Genomic DNA, 18,640 nt, shown 5'->3' with positions numbered 1-18,640 from the left:
CCAAGCTTGGCGGTTTTTTTTTGCCCTTTGAAATCAATTTATTAGGGCACCGGATAGGTAAAGCCGATCAAACAATTTTTTCTAAACACATTTTTATCTAACTGAAACTTCGGGAAAACATCATGCAACGCACAGACGATTTACGTATTCGAGAAATGAAAGAGCTGCTTCCACCTTCGCATTTAATTCGCGAATTTGCCTGCTCTGATAAAGCTTCAGAAGTAACAGCCAATGCACGCGGCGCACTGCATGATATTCTGCAAGCGAAAGACGATAGAGTCATGGTGGTAATTGGGCCATGCTCGATTCACGATACCAAAGCAACCTTAGAGTATGCGAAGAAGCTTGCTGAAGCCCGCGTGAAATTTGCTGGTGAGCTGGAAATCGTGATGCGTGTGTATTTCGAAAAGCCACGCACCACCGTTGGTTGGAAAGGATTGATTAATGACCCGTATATGGACAACAGTTTCCGAATTAACGATGGACTGCGTATCGCACGTGAATTGCTATTGAATATTAATGAACTTGGCTTGCCGGCTGGTACTGAGTACTTGGATATGATCAGTCCACAATACATCGCCGATTTAATTAGCTGGGGCGCCATTGGTGCGCGTACCACGGAGTCACAAGTGCATCGTGAACTCGCTTCTGGCTTGTCATGTCCGGTTGGTTTTAAGAACGGAACCGATGGAAACGTCAAAATCGCGGTTGATGCAATCAAAGCGTCTTCACAGCCACATCATTTTTTGTCTGTCACCAAAGGTGGTCACTCTGCGATTGTGTCGACTAATGGAAACGAGGATTGCCACATCATTTTGCGTGGTGGCAAGACGCCAAACTATGATGCTGCCAGTGTTGACGCAGCGGCGAAAGATATTGCAGCCAATGGCCTACAACCGCGCATTATGATCGACGCCTCACATGCAAATAGTTCCAAGAATCCTTTGAATCAAATACCAGTGTGCGCTGATATCGCTAATCAAATAGCAGGTGGTGATCAACGTATCGTCGGCGTCATGATTGAATCTAATTTGGTCGCAGGCCGTCAAGATTTGGTTTCTGGTAAAGAACTTGTTTACGGCCAGTCTATAACGGATGGTTGTATTAATTGGACAGATAGTGAGGTGGTTTTGCAGGGACTGGCTGACGCAGTAAAGCATCGTCGTACACTTGTTGCATAAATGGTGAAAAGAGTTGAGCTTCTTTAGGTTCAACTCTTTTTATTCAAGCTATCTTTAAACTTACATTTTCTTAGTAAGCACCATTTGCTGGCCTTCGCGGACCATACTGAGTCGTTTTAAGAAAGACATGCCAAGCAAGCAGATATTGAGATCACCTTCGTGTATCGATGCTTCAACTTGAAACAACTCTATATCACCGACTTTGATCGAGTCGAGCTTGATTATATAAATTGGCACGATGCCATTGGCGGTGTTGGATCGTGCTCGCAGTCCTTTGCGGTAATCAATTCCTAATCGTATGGCTTCTGATGCTGGAATCGCGACAAAGGTAGCACCAGTATCAACTATCATGCGCAGGCTGCTGCCACCATTGATTTGCCCTTGCGTAAAAAAATGTCCTAGTTCATTGGCATGTAAGGTAATGCTAGCGGTTTTTGACTCATTATTACTGCGCATTCCGCCTTGGCCAAGATACAAAATTTGTCGCTTGCCTTCGACTTCTATCGTCACACTATTGCTGGTGCTAGCAATTAGTTTAGTAGTGCTATCGATACTGCTACCGATAGCGTACATTTTTGGTGCTTTACCATCTATCACCAACATGGCTTTTCCATTGCTTAAAGCGACCAAACTGATATCAGCAGCAGCCGAGGCATTAATGCTAATGAAGCAGCTCAAAAAGCAGCTAAGGATGAAGCGACTGCTTACAAAAGCATTGCCAAGACTTAGTCGTCTTGATTTGGGGGAAATCATGCTGGTTTCTTTAAGTTAATCGCGGAAATTATTAAATTCCAAGGGCAGGTCTTTAATTTCCTTGCGCAACATCGCCATTGCAGCTTGTAAGTCATCTCGCTTAGTACCTGTTACACGCACAGCATCACCTTGGATACTGGCTTGTACTTTCATCTTACTATCTTTGATGGCCTTAACGATTTTTTTTGCGTCTTCTGTTTGTATGCCATTTTTGACTTTGATGACTTTCTTCACCTTGTCACCACCGATTTTTTGCACGTCACCGATATCGAGGAAACGCACGTCAACACCGCGTTTGCCCATGGTTTGGGTGACTTCGATCATGATTTGATCAAGATGAAAATCTGAGTCGCCAAAAATCGTAATTTCACGCTCTTTGTCTTTAAGTTCAACCTTGGCGCTAGTACCTTTCAAATCAAAACGATTCGTCACAACCTTATTGGTTTGTGCAATCGCGTTTTTGACTTCTTCCATATTGGCTTCGGAGACGGTATCAAATGATGGCATGGGTTTTCCTAACTGATTAATTGAAAATTTTTATCGTGGCTCGCACCAGATTTGTACTGATGTGAAGGAAATCTCCTGAAACTAGGGTCTTTCCCTGCAGAGACCCTATTTTAACAAAAACTAACACCGACTTTATAGGCAATTTAATGTAAAACTAAAGGTAAATTACTTATTCCCGACTATAATCTTATGTCTATGAAACCTGAATTTACACTACAGCAAGATGTTTCGCTGCAAAGCTTAAATAGCTTTGGAATTAACGCGCAAGCACATCGATTTCTCTGTATTGAAAACCTAAGCCAGTTGCAAGCACTATGGCAACAAACTCAAGCGGACGCTGAGCTTGCAGCCCTGCCACGCTTAGTGCTTGGTGGAGGGAGTAATGTTGTGTTGTCGGATCGCTTGCCACATCTCGTTTTGCATATGGCGATTATGGGGTGTGAACTGTTGGATGAAACAGAAGATTGTTTTATTGTCCGCGCCGGCGCTGGCGAAAACTGGCACGAATTCGTACTTTGGACCTTAGACCAAGGTTTTGGTGGTTTGGAAAATCTTTCTTTAATCCCAGGTACCGTCGGTGCTTCCCCAATTCAAAACATAGGCGCTTATGGTCTTGAAATGCAGGATTGTTTTCATAGCTTGACTGCTTTTGATTTTTCAACTGGCGAATTAAAGACTTTCTACAAGCAAGACTGTGCTTTTGATTATCGAGACAGTATTTTCAAAAGTGGTGAGCAAAATCGTTTTGTGATTGTTGATGTTGGTTTTGCTTTGCCAAAACAATGGCTGCCACGTTTAAACTATGGCGATGTGGCGAAGTATTTGCAAGAGCATGATATCGATGAGCCGACCCCAATAGACGTCAGCAACGCGATTATTGCGATACGTCGAAGGAAATTGCCTGATCCCGCAGTGGTCGGTAATGCAGGGAGTTTTTTTAAGAATCCTATTGTTTCTGCAGAACTAAGAAACAAAATATTGCAGCAACATCCGAATTGCGTGAGCTATCCACAAACCAACGGTGAGTTTAAGTTGGCAGCTGGTTGGTTGATCGAACAATGTGGCTGGAAAGGTCTTCGCCGCAAAACCGTTGGCGTCTACGAAAAACAGGCCTTAGTGTTGGTTAATCTTGGCGGTGCAACGGGTGCAGAAGTTAGAGCCTTGGCACAAGACATTCAAGTTGATGTCTGTAGAAAATTCGGCGTCCAACTTGAAGTCGAACCTGTATTTGTGTAAACCTTAAATCAAAAAATAAAATAGACGATGTGGAATTTTCCCATCCAAGAAAATAATCAATGAAATCAGATAGCAATATTTTGTACGGTAATGTACAGCCCGAATTAATCAAATCCGAGTGTTTGGCCGATTTGCTTGAGGCGACAATTCAAACATCGCCAAAAAAAATAGCACTTTCTAGTGATCATGAACAGATTAGTTACGCCGAGCTAGGTGTACGCGCTGATCTGGTAGCTCATCATCTTGTTCAAGCAGGCGTGAAGCCAGGTGACATACTCGGCTTGTGGTTGCCGCGCGGGATAGAATTATTGGTGATGCAAGCTGGGATCGCGAAGAGCGGTGCGGCTTGGTTGCCATTCGATGCGGAAGTGCCAGTGGATAGAATCGCGGTTTGCCTTGACGATGCGCAGGCAGTAGGCTTGTTAACTGCAGATGAATTCCTGCCGCATCTTGAGCAATTAGGGAAACCTATTTTCACAGCAGCAAATTTGTCACGTGCGGTGGATACGCAATTGTGTAAGCGCGGCGCTGTCGATGTGAATGACCCAGCGTACGTAATTTACACCTCTGGATCAACTGGCAAGCCAAAAGGAATCGTCATCAATCAGGGCAGTATTTGTCACTTCTTACGTAGTGAGAATAGCGTCTTGGGAATTAGTGTAGATGATCGTGTCTATCAAGGTTTTTCAGTGGCATTTGACATGTCATTTGAAGAAATTTGGATCAGTTATTTAGTCGGCGCGACTCTATGGATTGCGCCCAAGGAAGTCGCGCTCGACCCCGATGCATTGCCACGTGCGTTGATCGCCAATCGGATTACCGTATTGCATGCAGTGCCTACCTTGTTGGCTTTGTTTAGTATTGATGTTCCTTGCCTGCGCCTGATCAATCTTGGTGGCGAGATGTGTCCGGCCAGTCTGGTAGACCGGTGGGCGGTGAATGGGCGCAAGATGTTTAATACCTATGGGCCAACCGAAGCTACGGTTTCTGCCAGTCTGGCACCATTGCACGCTGGCGAGCCAGTCACGATAGGTATTCCTTTGCCGAATTATGGTTTGCTAGTTATCGACGCCGATGTTGAAAAAGGATTGCGTTTGTTAGAGCGTGGTGAGACCGGAGAGCTTTGCATTTTTGGTCCAGGTGTTTCGGCGGGTTATCTTGGTCGTCCTGATTTAACCGCGGAAAAATTTTTGGCAAATCCTTGGGCCAATGACCCTATAAACGACAAAATTTATCGTACTGGTGATTTGGCTAAGATCGGTGAAGACGGCACTGTGCAGTGTTTGGGACGTGCTGATGATCAAGTCAAGATACGCGGTTTTCGGGTTGAACTGGGTGAAATTGAAGCCGTATTGGCGAAGCAAAACGGTGTAGGAACAGTCGCCGTGATTTTGCGTTCAGAGCAGGGTATTGATCAATTGATCGCCTTCATGGTTCGTGAAACGGGTGCTGATGTCGAGTTGGTCAATGCCAGTAAATTACGTCAAGCTTTGACGCAGAGCTTACCAGCTTACATGGTGCCGACACGTTATGAATTTTTGGATGAAATGCCGCGCCTAAGCTCAGGCAAAATTGATCGCAAAACCTTAAAAGCACAAGAGTTAGCAACACAAGTGTCATCATCGGAAAGTGACATTCCGGAAACCGAAGCCGAGACTTGTTTATTTGAGGCTTTGACGCGTCTTTTCCCTGGTCAATCGATCCGTCGTGATGCTGATTTCTTTACTGATCTGGGCGGACATTCATTGATGGCGGCACGCCTGGTGTCGTCCTTGCGCTTAGATGCCCGTTTTGCGTACTTTAAAATCAGCGATATTTACCAGCAGCGTCGAGTCGGGCAAATTGCCACGGTGATGCAAGAAGGTCTGATCAAGGCGGCAGATCAAAACCAGAGCGCCGAAGCATGGATACCACCGTCGTCGTTAAAACGTTGGATCTGTGGCATTGCGCAGGCAACTATGATTCCTTGTTTAGTCGCGTTCCGTATGCTGCAGTGGTTGACGCCATTTTTTGCATATCACTTCTTTACTGGTGATAATGACGATTCAATTTCAGGTGCGGTCGCTTTATCACTCGCGTGTTTTCTACTGGTCACAATGGCCGAATTCTTCCTTGCGATTGCAGCTAAGTGGCTGATACTTGGACGCATGAAACCGGGTAAGTATCCTTTGTGGGGATTGATGTATTTTCGTTGGTGGTTAGTCGATAGAGTGATCGAGGCTGCACCTGCGTATATGCTCAGTGGCTCATCAATTTATACTTGGTGGTTAAGAGCATTGGGTGCAAAAATTGGCAATGAAGTATTGATAGGCTCGATCACTTTACGTGCTGCTGATTTATTAAATGTTGGCGACGGAGTAAGCATAGGCAATGCCTGTAATTTTGAAAACGCACGAGTTGAAAAAGGATTTTTGCATTTGGGACGGATTGATATTGGTGCAAATGCTTACGTAGGTTCGTATGCTGTCGTTGAAGGCGGCACCAGTATCGAGCAGCAAGCGCACCTCGGCGGGCAATCGTGCTTGGTGGATGGTCAAAAAATACCGGCACAGCGTATGTGGGAAGGCTCTCCGGCGCGAGATGTTGGCCAATTTAATCCACAGGCTTTGCCACCGCGTCCTGTAGTTAGTCGTTCGCGTGAATTTGGTGAGGCTGTGTTCTTTATTTTGGGAAGTTTGAGTATTTCGGCATTGTTTTTCCTGCCTGTTTTTCCGACATTCATTCTGATTGATTGGCTAGATAATTTGGAACTCTTGCCAAGTACGCAGAATGCAGACGTGGTTTTGCAGTTAAGTGAATATTTCGTCTTTGCATTTCCAGCGACTGCGGTGTTAATCGTTTGTACTGCGATATTGTCAGCCGGCATACGTTGGGGCTTGTTGCCAAAAATGGTTCCAGGCCGTTATGCGGTACACAGCAATGTTTATTGTGGAAAATGGTTAGTTAATCAAATTCAGGAATCAAGTCTGAATGTCTTGCATGGCGTCTATGCCACGGTTTATTCACCGTTCTGGTACCGCATGCTAGGTGCGAAAGTGGGCAAGGGCGCGGAGGTTTCTACGGCTCTTGGAGTAGTGCCTGATATGCTCACCTTGGGTGATGAATGTTTTATTGCTGATGCGGTGATGCTAGGTGATGAAGAAATAGATCAGGGTTGGATGTCGGTGCAAGCCACCGAAATATCTCGACGTAGTTTTGTTGGAAATGGTGCGTATATTCCTGACGGCACCGTGATCCCTGAAAACGTCTTGATCGGCGTGCATACGAGTGCGCCCGCAAACGCCGCGATGCATAGTGGCGATACATGGATAGGTTCACCGGCAATGAATTTGCCTGCTCGTGAAGAAGTCAAAGGTTTTGCTGAAAATCTGACCTTCAAACCATCGCTATGGCGACGTGTCGCACGCGGATTAATCGAAGCCTTCCGTATCATCGCACCACATGCACTGGTGATCGCGATTGGTTATACCATTGTGCTTGATCTGATGCCATTGGCTGCAGAAGAACGCTGGCTGGAGGTTTTATTCTACTTGGTCATTTCTGGCTTGCTTTATGGCGCAGGGTGTTTCGTGTTCATTTTCTTGGCAAAATGGATTCTAATTGGGCGTTATAAGAAGAGCAGTCATCCTATGTGGACCTGGTTCGTTTGGTCTTCCGAAGCGATTACCAATCTTTACGAGGGGATTGCGGTGCCAAACTTCATGCGTTATCTGAAAGGAACGCCTTGGTTGCCATTAGCGTTTAATTTGCTAGGTGCAAAAATTGGTAAGGGCGTGTATTTAGATACGACTGATATTACCGAATTCGATTGCGTGACTATCGGCGCTTATAGTGAAATTAATGCAGCAGCTTGCCCACAAACGCATTTATTTGAAGACCGTGTGATGAAGGTGGATCATGTGATTATCGGTGAGTATGTGTATCTGGGGCCACGTAGTTTCGTCTTGTACAGCGCGGTAGTGGGTGATCACGCCAATCTCGGCGCGCTCACTCTAGTGATGAAAGGCGAATTCATACCTGCTAAGTCCAATTGGCGCGGTTGCCCTGCTGCGATGGCTTGAGGCTGCGATGTTGCGCGTCAAGCCACCGGTATTTGCTCAAGCTGATCAACATCAGGAAGCGGTAGCGTTTCTGCGTGAACATTCTTATGTCATTCTGATCTCACAAGGCGCGCAGAATCGGGATCGCGCTGTAGCCAGACACCGCCTGCGCTCAGTCGTTTGTGATTTTCTTTCTGATGTGTTTCAGGTGCCGCTTTCAGCCATAGAAATTCGTTCCATCCCAGGCGAAGCACCTTCTGTTTTTGTCGAAGGCAGAAAGCTCGCCATTTCTATGAGTTACGATGGAGACTATGCCATCGTTGCGCTCCATCTGCATCGCCATATTGGTATTGATCTTGCAGTCAGTTTGCCTGATTTTGATTGGAGCGCAGTTGCGGAACTGTATTTGGGAACTGAGTTTGTGCTGGCACAAGAAAAGCTCAATACACAGAAAAATCTCAAGGAGCAGGCTAGTATTTTTCTCTCTTATTGGCTACGTCATGAGGCTAAGTTAAAGTGTTGTGGCATAGTCTTGCAGGAGTGGACGCAAGCATTGGAAAAGCAATTAGAGAGTTGTCAGTTCTTGCTAGTCCCTACACCGCATGCGCCATTTATTGCATGTGCGATTGGCGCGGACATCTAGCGCGAAATACACACTTGTCGCTGTTCTATTGTAAATCTGGCTTAAAAGCTTAAGCGTTCTTTGAGCTCGATTGCATTTCTGCGCGAAATTTCTAGCACTTTGCCATTGTTAAGTGTTACCAAATAACCCTGTTGCATGGATTCTTCTATGGATTTTATCGCTTGTAAATTGATGATGTGTTGTCGGTTAGCCCGAAAAAAATATTCTGTCGGCAATCGTTCTTCTATGGTGTTCAAAGACTTTTTGACGTAGGCACGTTGGTTGTCAAAAAAAAGCTGTACATAATTCTTGCAGCTTTCGATATAACGAATTGCGTCGAGTGAAACAAGATGACACTTTTCACCATCCTTAACGAATATCTTGCTGTTGATTTCCAGCCTTGCTTTATTCGTCTCGATGCTCCCCTTAGTTTCTTGATTCTCACCGGATTTATTAAATAGTTTTTTGATCGCTTGCGCCAATCTTTCCTGGCTAATCGGTTTCACCAGATAATCGATGGTATCAAATTCAAAAGAGCGTATCGCATATTCGCTGTAGGCAGTAGTGAATATAATGGTAGGTTGATAGCTTAACTTTGCCAGCAATTCGAAGCCGTCTTCTCCGGGCATATGAATATCGAGAAACAGTAGTTCGGGTTTCATTTCTTCTATCAACGGCAAAGCTTGCTTAGGGTGATCAGCCGCCCCTAATAATTCGATTTCAGTAAACTGTGTCAGCATGCGCGTTAGCCCCTCACGAGCGAGACGTGAGTCTTCAACGATGATGGCTTTCATATTTTTTTCTCCTGCGGTATGCTCAATTGCACGATAAATGAGTGCGCATTGTTAGTCGTTGTTAAATGCATTTTATCTCCATACAAAAGCCGCAGACGTTTGCCTATGTTTTGTAATCCTATGCCGAAACCAACTTTTTGCAATGAGGATTCCTGCGGAATGTCATTCTCTATGTGAAAGCAGATTCTGTCCTGTTCTAGTTCTCCACGTAAAGTAATACGTCCGCCTTCGTGCAAATTTTCTATTCCATGCTTCACTGCATTCTCAACTAACATCTGCAGCAGCATAGGTGGCAATAGATAAGCGTGCATGGTGCTGGGAATAGACATCGAGAACTGCAAGCGGTCCTCATGCTGGATTTTTGCAATCAACATATAGCGTTCAACAATTTCTAGCTCTTGCGCTACACTGACTTTTTCATGCTTGGCACTCTCCAGTGAATAGCGTAAAAGCTCAGATAGAGCCACTAGTGTGTCATCCGCCATCGGCACATTTTCATGCATTAGGAAGCGAATGTTATTGAGTGCATTGAACAGAAAATGAGGATTTAATTGATTGCTCAAATTGCTTAGTTGCGCGTCTTTTAAATGTGCGTGCAATTGCAAATTTGTTAGTTCGCGTTCTTTGACTTCTTTATTTTTCGAGAAACTGATATATAAGATGAACCAAGCACAAACCGTGATGTGCAATTGCAAACTACCAGTCAAAATAAACTGAGAAACGAAGCCTATAGAATTTCTTGCCAAGGCATAGTCTTCTTGTACCATGTCATGCCAAAAAAAGGGCATGACCACTAGCACAAGTAGAGACATCATAAGAAAAGCAAAGACAGCTGCATAAAACAGCACTAATGGTACCAATCGTCCCATAGACAATCGATTCCATTGTCGCGTTTTGTAGTGCCAACGAAAAGTTAGTGCAGCGAACGTGAATGGAATGATCCAGACCAATGCCAACGTGGCGTTGAAGTGAGAATGGCGACTCCACAATAAACCACTCATGGCAGTGATAGCTGCCACGATGCTACTGGCGATCAAATGATAAAGCCAAAATTCGCGTTCGCGAGGAAAGAAATTGAGTTTCATTGCCCTTGGTATTCGCTGATTATAAAAATATTTCGGACTTCATTTTAAACAATTACCAGAGATGAAAACGGAGCTCAGGTTTGAGGTACAGTTTATCACCTTCTTTTGTGCCAAACGCAGTGTGGAAGCCATCTACGTGCATTACTGTAGCATTGCTTCGTACTTGATTGGGAGCATGAGGATCGCTGGTTAATAGTTGCAGACTACGTTCGTCGCGGCGTAATACTGCCCAAGTTTGTGCATAGGCAAGGAAGAATATTTGTTCGCCAGTGAAACCGTCCATCGCTTTTGAAGTATTACCGTTTAGGGTATTTTGGTAAGCGCGAAATGCGATTTGCAAACCCAAGATATCTGCCATGTTTTCGGGTAAAGTCAGCGTACCGTTAACATTTTTTCCGGGTAATACCTCCAACTTATTGTAAAAATCAACTAAGCCAAGTTCCTTCGCACGATAGTGTTCACGATCTTCTTTACTCCACCAATTGCGCATGACTCCCAAACTATCGAACTGCGCACCATTGTTATCAAATCCATGAGAAATTTCGTGCGCGATGAAAGCGCCTAATTTTCCATAGTTACTGGCGTCATCGGCATTTTGATCAAAGAATGGGGCTTGCAAAAACGCAGCCGGCAAATTGATTTCATTTAGGCTTGGATCGTAATAAGCATTCACTTCTATCGGCGACATCATCCATAAGCTTCTATCTACTTTAGTTCCTGACATCGCGGCTTGACGTTCCCATTCGAAACGTTTGGCGCGGTGTCGGTTGCCCAAAGCGTCACCCGCAACAATCTCCAATTTCGTATAGTCTCTCCAGGTGTCTGGATAGGCGATCTTCGCTTTGAGCTTGTCTAGTTTCGCCAACGCTTCTTGTTTTGTGGACGCATTCATCCACTGAACTTGTTCTATATTTTGTTTGGCAGCTTGTCGTAATTGGTCGAACATACGGCTGATCTTTGTTTTGTTTTCAGCTGGGAAATATTGTTCGACATAGGCTTTACTAAGTGCTTCGCTCAAGGCCTCACTCACCACTGTAATGCCGCTAGTTGTACGCGCACCTTCATGACTAATGCCTTGCAGGTTCTTCTGTTGAAAGGTGAAATGGGCACTTCGGTATGGCTTAGGTAGAACCGGAGCGGCTTCGCTCACGACACGCATTTTGAAGTAATTTTTCCAATCCTCTAAAGGTATTTCTTGATACAACTTTGCGATACCAATTGCCGTCTTTGCTTGCATGTAGTTGATGCTGTCTTGCTCAGGAATTTTTGCGTCAGCAAGGAATTTTGTCCAGGGAAAACCAGGTGCTAAGGTTTCTAATTGCTGTGCCGTGAGTGTTTGTACATTTGCAGGATTCATCGCATCCTGGCTTGCCGTGTGGGCTTGTGCAATTTTGCTTTCTAGATTCAGCACGGCTTGCGCAGTTTGTTTCGGGTGGGCGAGCTTAGTCAGTTGTCCCAATTGTGTGAGGTAATTCAGGTAGGCGGCGCGGGCTGTCGCGAACCGCGCATCTTGTAAATTCAGATAATAGTCACGATCCGGTAAGCCCAAACCACCTTGCATACCAAATGCGCGGTTCAAATTCGGATCGCGAAGATCAGCGAAACCACCCCATAGCCAAATGGGTGTTTTAATGATGCCATGCATACGTCCTTGCCAAGCGGCGAGTTGTTCTAGGTTTTGTATTCCATCGATCTCTTTGAGGATGGTAGACAAAGCTGTTGTACCGTTTGCATCGATCGTTTTTAGATCAACATAGCTATGAAAATAGTCACCTATTTTTTGTTCTATGCTGCCTTTTTTATGCTGATTTTTCGCTAATTTTGTGACGATGTTTTGTATTCTTTGCTTAACAATTTCGGGAGTTTCCACCGCATAGATTTCGCTCTTGCTTGAAGGAATCGTGGACCGCTTTAACCAAGCACCATTAGCGGCTTGATACAGATCGTCTTGAACGCGAACACTGGTATCGATATCTTGCATTTTGATGCCGCTGTTTTGTGCATACAAATTGGGTGAAAGGCATAAAGCCACGAATAAAGCAGAAGCTGAAAGATTAATGGAGCGCATATTGACCTCACGATGTTTAATAAAAAACAAATGAATCCGCCGGTTGAAGCTAAGAATTCTTTTGTCGCATGGTGAGATTGTGAGGCGGGCTTTGGTACTAAAGTAAAAAAGGTGCCGAGTGGCTTTGATGGGGTATGAGTGGAAAAAAAGCTGAAGTCCGTGTCAGTCTTCAGCGGTATGTGAATGCGTCAAGCGATAAAATGACAGACGTAGTCCAGCGTTTCTAAAGTTTCAATATAGAAGCTGCTGTTAGCAGGAATAGAAAACTGCTGTCCTGCTTGATATTCCTGAACTTGGGTTTCCCCCGCCAAAGTGATTCTACATTTACCGCCGTTGATCTCCATGATCTCTGCTGCGGCAGTATTGAAAGTGAGATTGGATGGAAAAATCACACCTATGGTTTTCTTTGTGCCATCAGCAAAAATGACAGTGTGAGAAACGCATTTTCCATCAAAGTAAATATTTGCTTTTTTGATGACACTGATCTGATCGAATTGAGTGGACATATTAGATAAAGAATTGAAATTTTGAGGACGCCAGTATAAAAAACATGGACAAATCAGGAACGCTCATTTGACCATGTTTTTCTACCGTTATTGAATTAACCGCGTTTCAATTTTGCATTCGCTGCAATGCGCATACGCAAGGCATTGAGCTTGATGAAACCACCTGCATCCGCTTGGTTGTAGGCACCACCATCTTCATCAAAAGTCGCAATATTCATGTCGAATAAAGAGTCGGTTTTTGAATCGCGAGACACGGTAATCACATTGCCTTTGTAAAGTTTGACGCGTACCCAGCCATTCACATTTTGTTGAGTGTGATCGATTAAAGTTTGCAATGCCAGGCGCTCTGGTGACCACCAGTAGCCGTTATAAATCAAGCTAGCGTAACGTGGCATCAAATCATCTTTTAAATGAGCGACTTCGCGATCTAAAGTGATGGATTCGATCGCACGATGCGCGCGCAACATGATCGTACCGCCAGGCGTTTCGTAACAGCCACGTGATTTCATACCGACGAAACGATTTTCAACCAGATCCAAACGACCGATGCCGTGTTTGCCACCAAGGCGGTTCAATTCTGTCAGCACCGTAGCTGGAGACATACGCACGCCGTTCAACGCCACGATATCCCCTTTTTCGTATTCGATGTCGAGGTATTCAGCTTGGTCTGGTGCCGCTTCTGGACTGACGGTCCAACGCCACATGGATTCTTCTGCTTCGGCACTTGGGTTTTCCAAATGGCGGCCTTCAAAACTAATGTGCAAAAGATTGGCGTCCATAGAGTAGGGCGCGCCACCATTTTTGTGTTTTTGATCGATTTCGATGCCAGCATCTTCGGCATATTTCATCAATTTTTCACGGGACAATAAATCCCATTCACGCCATGGCGCGATGACTTTGACATTCGGCATCAAAGCATAGGCGCCGAGTTCGAAACGTACCTGATCATTGCCTTTGCCGGTTGCGCCATGCGAAATAGTGTCAGCGCCAGTTTGTTTCGCGATTTCGATCAAACGTTTTGCGATCAATGGACGCGCAATCGAGGTGCCCAATAAGTATTCACCTTCGTACACGGTGTTGGCACGGAACATAGGAAAGACGAAGTCGCGCACGAATTCTTCACGTACGTCATCAATGAAAATGTTTTCTGGCTTGATGCCAAACTTCAAGGCTTTGGCTCGCGCTGGTTCGAGTTCTTCACCTTGGCCCAAATCCGCTGTGAAAGTGACGATTTCACACTGGTAGTTGTCTTGTAACCATTTCAAAATCACGGAGGTATCCAAACCACCGGAGTAAGCTAAAACTACTTTTCTAACGTCGCTCATAATGTGCTCTCTATTTGCTAAAAGTATGTAAACGAAAATCTTTATCTTGATATTCAGGTCGAATAGTTATTTATCGACTTTGCCGATGACTAAGTATTCAAGCAAAGCTTTCTGTACGTGTAGGCGATTTTCTGCTTCATCCCAAACTACTGATTGTGGACCATCGATGACGGCCGCTGATACTTCTTCGCCTCGATGCGCAGGCAAGCAGTGCATGAAAATCGCATCGGGATTGGCGCGAGCCATCTTGGATTCGTCCACGATCCAGCCATCAAAAGCTTTTAAACGTGCTTGATTTTCTGCCTCGTAACCCATGCTAGTCCAGACATCTGTATTGACGGCATCGACACCAACACAGGCGTCAGATGGATTGTCAAATACCGAGTAATGTTCAGGTTCAACTGTCACACACGCCGGATCAATGTCATAGCCTTTAGGCGTGGAAATGTGCAGATGAAAGCCAAAGACCTTCGCAGCCTGCATCCACGAGTACAACATGTTGTTGGCGTCACCGATCCATGCCACCTTTTTACCTGCGATGGAGCCACGATGTTCGATGAAGGTGAAAACGTCAGCAAACACCTGGCAAGGATGATGCTGATTGGTTAAACCATTGATGACAGGTACGCGGGAATTCGCGGCAAATTTTTCTATCATCTCTTGTTCAAATGTGCGGATCATGATGATGTCACACATGCGTGACATTACTTGACCCGCATCTTCAACAGGCTCACCACGACCCAGTTGGCTGTCGCGTGTATTTAAATAAATCGCCGCACCGCCCAACTGGTGCATGCCTGCTTCGAAGCTTAAACGTGTACGCGTGGAGTTCTTTTCAAATACCATCACCAGCGTTCTATCCAGTAGCGGGTGATAAGGTTCGTATTTCTTAAAACGATCTTTGATGATACGAGCTCTCTGCATCAGATAGTCATATTCATCGAGATTCAGGTCAGAAACCTGTAAGTAATGTTTGATAGCCATGGTCAATATTTCTGCAAATTGCAAAATGAGTTTATTGTTTTGTTTCAGCTACTTTTTCGTCTATCACCTGTTGGATGACTGTGCCCAACATAGAAATCATGGTGTCGATTTCTTCGTAGCTGACGTTTAGTGCTGGCATAAAACGGAGTAAATTTGGGCGTGGAGAATTAATCAGTAAACCGATTGGTTCCAGATCGCGTGCTACTTCAACCAAACGTGGGCCGATGTCGCTACCTAGTTTGAGCGCGCGCAGCAGACCTTCACCGCGTTCACCTTCCATTGCGAATTGATCAGAAAGCCTGTTAAGTGCTTTACTTAAATAAGCCGACTTCGCTTTTACTTCATCGAGGAAACCAGGTGCCGTCAATGCATTGATGACAGCAAGACCAACCGCAGTGATTAGTGGATTGCCGTTATAGGTTCCACCTTGATCTCCAGGTACAAAGCAAGACACTGCTTCTTTTGCGAGCAGGGCAGCGAGTGGAACGCCACCGCCTATGCCTTTGCCCAAAGTCATGATGTCTGGTTCGATTCCAGAGAGCTGGTAGCCGAACAATTCGCCTGTACGACCCATGCCAGTTTGGACTTCATCAACGATCAATAGAACATTGTGTTTCTTAGTCAGTTCGCGCAGAGCTTGCATGAATTCACGACTTGCCGGAATCACGCCGCCTTCGCCTTGAACAGGTTCAAGCATCACAGCGACAGTCTTTTCGTTAATCAGTTTTTCAACTGAAGCAATATCGTTCAAATCTGCTTTAGGGAAACCTGTGACTTGCGGTGCGAATATCGTATCCCAACCAGGTTTGCCTGATGCCGACATGGTAGCCAAAGTGCGGCCATGGAAGCCGTGATCAAAAGTAATGATTTCAAATGCGCCGTTTTTATTTTTCTGACCCCATTTACGCGCTAGTTTGATGGCACCTTCATTGGCTTCTGCGCCACTGTTAGCAAAAAATACGCGATCAAAGCAGGAATGTTGCGTGAGTTGATCGGCCAGCTTGATCATGTTTTCATTGTAGAAAGCAGGCGAAGGATTCAGTAATTTGCCCGCTTGTGCGACGATCGCGTCTTCTATGCATTTCGGTGAGTGACCAAGGCAATTGACGGCCCAGCCTTGTAAATAATCGAGATAGCGTTTGCCCTTATGGTCAGTCATCCACATGCCTAGCCCTTCCGTAAACACCAATTCAGGACGTGGTGTGATGTACATCAGGGCGTTGACGTTGTACTGACTAAATTCCATTTCAAAACTCCTTAAAGATAAATGCAAACTGGGATGTAAAGATGTTACAGCAGAAGTTACTTCGATTTGATGACAAAAAAAAACCACAGGGCTTGAGCCTGTGGTTTTATCGTAACCTTGCTTTTCTTACGCGCAAGACTTCCCAGGCTCGGTGTGCGAACAGCGGCGTCGAGCGATATTTGGGGAGGACATGTCGGTAAAATTTTTCATGGGCGTAGTGTAACGGTTTTTTTGCGGTTTTGCGCACTGCAATACTGAAAAAAATCAAAAAAAATGAAAAATAATTTCATGAATTTAAGAAAATTAGTTTTTTGTTAAATCCGCTTCAGAGGTAAACGAGTCCGCATAAAACTCATCTAAGGGCAAATGCGACTTTGCTACAAAATCCCGTTTTGCTGATTCCATCACGATAGGTGCACCGCAAGCATAGACTTGATACGTCGATAAATCTGAATAGTCATCAATCACTGCTTGATGTACGAAACCTGTACGGCCATTCCAATTGTCTTCGGACGCTGCATCGGAAATCACGGGCGTGTACTGGAAACCCTCAAGCTTGCTCGCCCATTCTTGACACAGTGTATGCATGTAGAGGTCTTGCGGGCGACGGCCGCCCCAATATAAATGGACCGGGCGTTTAGATTCGATATGGATTAAATGTTCGACAATGGCTTTGATCGGCGCAAAACCCGTACCCGATGCCAGCAAAATCATCGGTTTATCAGATTCTTCACGCAAATAGAAGCTACCTTGTGGTCCTTCAAAGCGCATGATGTCGCGCTCTTTGACGGTGGTAAATACTTGGTCTGTGAAATAACCACCCGGCATATGACGGACATGCAAGCTCAATGGGCCGTCGATATGTGGTGCGTTTGCTAGACTATAACTGCGGCGCTTCCCATCTTTCAGCAAGAATTCAATATATTGTCCAGCGCGATAATTGAGCTTTTCATTTGCGGGTAATTGCAACTCGATAAGCATCACGTCATCAGATAATTTTTCTAGCTTGGCAATGCGACTTGGTAGTTTTTTGAGAGGGTAGTCGTCGTCAGCCAGCATTTCACGGGCTTCGATATTCAGATCGGATTGCGGTTTTGCGCAACAGAATAACGCGCCACCTTGTGCTTCCTCTTCGTCACTCAAGGCTTTTTGTTGATGATTGCCGTGGACGACTTGACCAGCATTAACTTTGCCTTTGCAGGAGCCGCAAGCACCATTTTTACAACCGTATGGCAAAATGAGGCCTGCGCGTAAGGCGGCAGACAATACAGTTTCATCAGCATCGCAACTAAATTGGCGACCACTCGGAGAGATTGTTACTTGAAACGTCATACGATTCCTGAATTCAAAAAAACTAAATAATATAAAACCCATGCAGCCAGGTATTTCAAAAGCAAGTCACACCGCAAAATTTGCAAAACCCCGATGCCTGATCATTGGCTGTGGCGATGTTGGTATGCGCTTGTTACCCCATCTGGTTGATCGCTTTCGGGTGTTTGCTGTGACGAGTCAAGGCGCCGATTCTGAACGCTTTGCAAGCTTACGTGCTGCCGGTGCTGTACCTGTGTTTGCCGATTTAGATCAAACTGATACGGTAAAGCGATTAGCCGGACTCGCCAAAACTATCGTACATCTGGCACCGCCAAGAAGTGATGGCGAAATTGATGTCAGAACCAAGCATTTAGCCGCCATTTTACCTGAGAAGGCGCATCTTGTTTATATCAGCACCACAGGTGTGTATGGTGATTGTGGTGGCGCACAGTTTGATGAAACCAGAACTTTGAATCCCAATAATCCCCGAGCTAAGCGCCGCGTCTCCGCGGAAAATATGTTGCGTGAATGGGCTAGGCGACGCGGTGGGATGTTGTCGATTTTGCGGGTGCCTGGAATTTATGCCGCGGATCGCTTGCCAATCGAACGATTACGCAAAGCCACGCCGGCGTTGATTGAGGGCGACGACGTGTACACAAATCATATTCACGCGGAAGACCTCGCTCTTTTGATTAAATTGGCAATATTTCGAGCGCAGCCAAATCGCGTTTATCATGCCGTGGATGATAGTGATTTGAAAATGGCAGACTATTTTGATGAGGTCGCCGATCACTTTCACTTACCGCGCGCACCACGTTTGCCACGGCTTGAATTGGAGAAACAAGTGTCACCTATGCTTTTGTCTTTTATGTCAGAGTCGCGACGTTTGCAGAATCAAAGGATTAAAATAGAATTGGGCGCGCGATTGATGTTTCCTACGGTAGCAGATGCCTTAAAGCAGATTCCAACGCAACCGTAGTCA

Annotated in this window: 15 protein-coding genes; 5 read left to right on the top strand and 10 right to left on the bottom strand. The window is 45.3% G+C overall.

The window, feature by feature from the left end:
* Positions 1–122: 122 nt before the first annotated feature.
* A complete protein-coding gene (aroG, locus tag ACO0KZ_RS10705) occupies positions 123–1,181 on the top strand; it encodes a 3-deoxy-7-phosphoheptulonate synthase AroG (RefSeq protein WP_422995146.1) in 1,059 nt (352 codons plus the stop codon).
* Between the two features lie 60 nt (positions 1,182–1,241).
* Here the strand turns inward: aroG and ACO0KZ_RS10700 are convergent, their stop codons facing one another.
* The gene (locus ACO0KZ_RS10700) at positions 1,242–1,934 is read right to left on the bottom strand and encodes a retropepsin-like aspartic protease family protein (RefSeq protein ID WP_422995145.1); all 693 of its coding nucleotides are present in this window, start codon (positions 1,932–1,934) and stop codon (positions 1,242–1,244) included.
* A 15-nt stretch (positions 1,935–1,949) separates the two neighbouring features.
* Positions 1,950–2,441 (bottom strand): YajQ family cyclic di-GMP-binding protein, encoded by a 492-nt coding sequence (locus ACO0KZ_RS10695; RefSeq protein WP_422995144.1) that lies wholly within the window; start codon positions 2,439–2,441, stop codon positions 1,950–1,952.
* Positions 2,442–2,636: 195 nt separating this feature from the next.
* Between ACO0KZ_RS10695 and murB the strand changes: the two genes are divergently transcribed.
* From murB to ACO0KZ_RS10680, 3 genes are read left to right on the top strand one after another with little or no spacing between them, the layout of a single operon-like run.
* Positions 2,637–3,677, top strand: coding sequence for a UDP-N-acetylmuramate dehydrogenase (gene murB / locus ACO0KZ_RS10690; protein ID WP_422995304.1), 1,041 nt, complete (start codon positions 2,637–2,639; stop codon positions 3,675–3,677).
* A gap of 59 nt (positions 3,678–3,736) precedes the next feature.
* Positions 3,737–7,738 carry a Pls/PosA family non-ribosomal peptide synthetase gene (locus ACO0KZ_RS10685; protein WP_422995143.1) on the top strand — a complete coding sequence of 1,334 codons (4,002 nt, stop codon included), beginning with the start codon at positions 3,737–3,739 and terminating at the stop codon, positions 7,736–7,738.
* 7 nt (positions 7,739–7,745) lie between these two features.
* Complete coding sequence (locus tag ACO0KZ_RS10680) at positions 7,746–8,360, top strand: hypothetical protein (protein WP_422995142.1); 615 nt, start codon at positions 7,746–7,748, stop codon at positions 8,358–8,360.
* A 41-nt stretch (positions 8,361–8,401) separates the two neighbouring features.
* Here ACO0KZ_RS10680 and ACO0KZ_RS10675 read toward each other — a convergent pair whose 3' ends face one another.
* The 8 genes from ACO0KZ_RS10675 to ACO0KZ_RS10640 form a co-directional block, all read right to left on the bottom strand.
* Entirely contained in the window at positions 8,402–9,133 is a 732-nt protein-coding gene (locus ACO0KZ_RS10675) for a LytR/AlgR family response regulator transcription factor (RefSeq protein ID WP_422995141.1), read from the bottom strand.
* Positions 9,130–10,218 (bottom strand): sensor histidine kinase, encoded by a 1,089-nt coding sequence (locus ACO0KZ_RS10670; protein WP_422995140.1) that lies wholly within the window; start codon positions 10,216–10,218, stop codon positions 9,130–9,132. The genes ACO0KZ_RS10675 and ACO0KZ_RS10670 overlap by 4 nt, the downstream gene beginning before the upstream one ends.
* A gap of 52 nt (positions 10,219–10,270) precedes the next feature.
* Positions 10,271–12,286 (bottom strand): M13 family metallopeptidase, encoded by a 2,016-nt coding sequence (locus ACO0KZ_RS10665; RefSeq protein WP_422995139.1) that lies wholly within the window; start codon positions 12,284–12,286, stop codon positions 10,271–10,273.
* A gap of 188 nt (positions 12,287–12,474) precedes the next feature.
* Positions 12,475–12,792: a pyrimidine/purine nucleoside phosphorylase gene (locus ACO0KZ_RS10660; protein WP_422995138.1), complete on the bottom strand. Its 318-nt coding sequence runs from the start codon at positions 12,790–12,792 to the stop codon at positions 12,475–12,477.
* A gap of 95 nt (positions 12,793–12,887) precedes the next feature.
* Entirely contained in the window at positions 12,888–14,117 is a 1,230-nt protein-coding gene (locus ACO0KZ_RS10655) for an argininosuccinate synthase (RefSeq protein WP_186920562.1), read from the bottom strand.
* A gap of 66 nt (positions 14,118–14,183) precedes the next feature.
* A complete protein-coding gene (argF, locus tag ACO0KZ_RS10650; protein ID WP_422995137.1) occupies positions 14,184–15,101 on the bottom strand; it encodes an ornithine carbamoyltransferase in 918 nt (305 codons plus the stop codon).
* Between the two features lie 31 nt (positions 15,102–15,132).
* Positions 15,133–16,347, bottom strand: coding sequence for an acetylornithine transaminase (locus ACO0KZ_RS10645; RefSeq protein ID WP_422995136.1), 1,215 nt, complete (start codon positions 16,345–16,347; stop codon positions 15,133–15,135).
* Between the two features lie 303 nt (positions 16,348–16,650).
* A complete protein-coding gene (locus ACO0KZ_RS10640) occupies positions 16,651–17,679 on the bottom strand; it encodes a CDP-6-deoxy-delta-3,4-glucoseen reductase (protein ID WP_422995135.1) in 1,029 nt (342 codons plus the stop codon).
* A gap of 124 nt (positions 17,680–17,803) precedes the next feature.
* Between ACO0KZ_RS10640 and ACO0KZ_RS10635 the strand changes: the two genes are divergently transcribed.
* Complete coding sequence (locus tag ACO0KZ_RS10635) at positions 17,804–18,637, top strand: NAD-dependent epimerase/dehydratase family protein (protein ID WP_422995134.1); 834 nt, start codon at positions 17,804–17,806, stop codon at positions 18,635–18,637.
* Positions 18,638–18,640 lie beyond the last annotated feature (3 nt).

The organism is Undibacterium sp. Di24W (assembly GCF_049340325.1).
In the GTDB taxonomy this organism is placed as follows: Bacteria; Pseudomonadota; Gammaproteobacteria; order Burkholderiales; family Burkholderiaceae_D; genus Undibacterium.
Note: the sequence above shows the minus strand (reverse complement) of the source record. Positions and strands in the feature narration are given on the sequence as shown.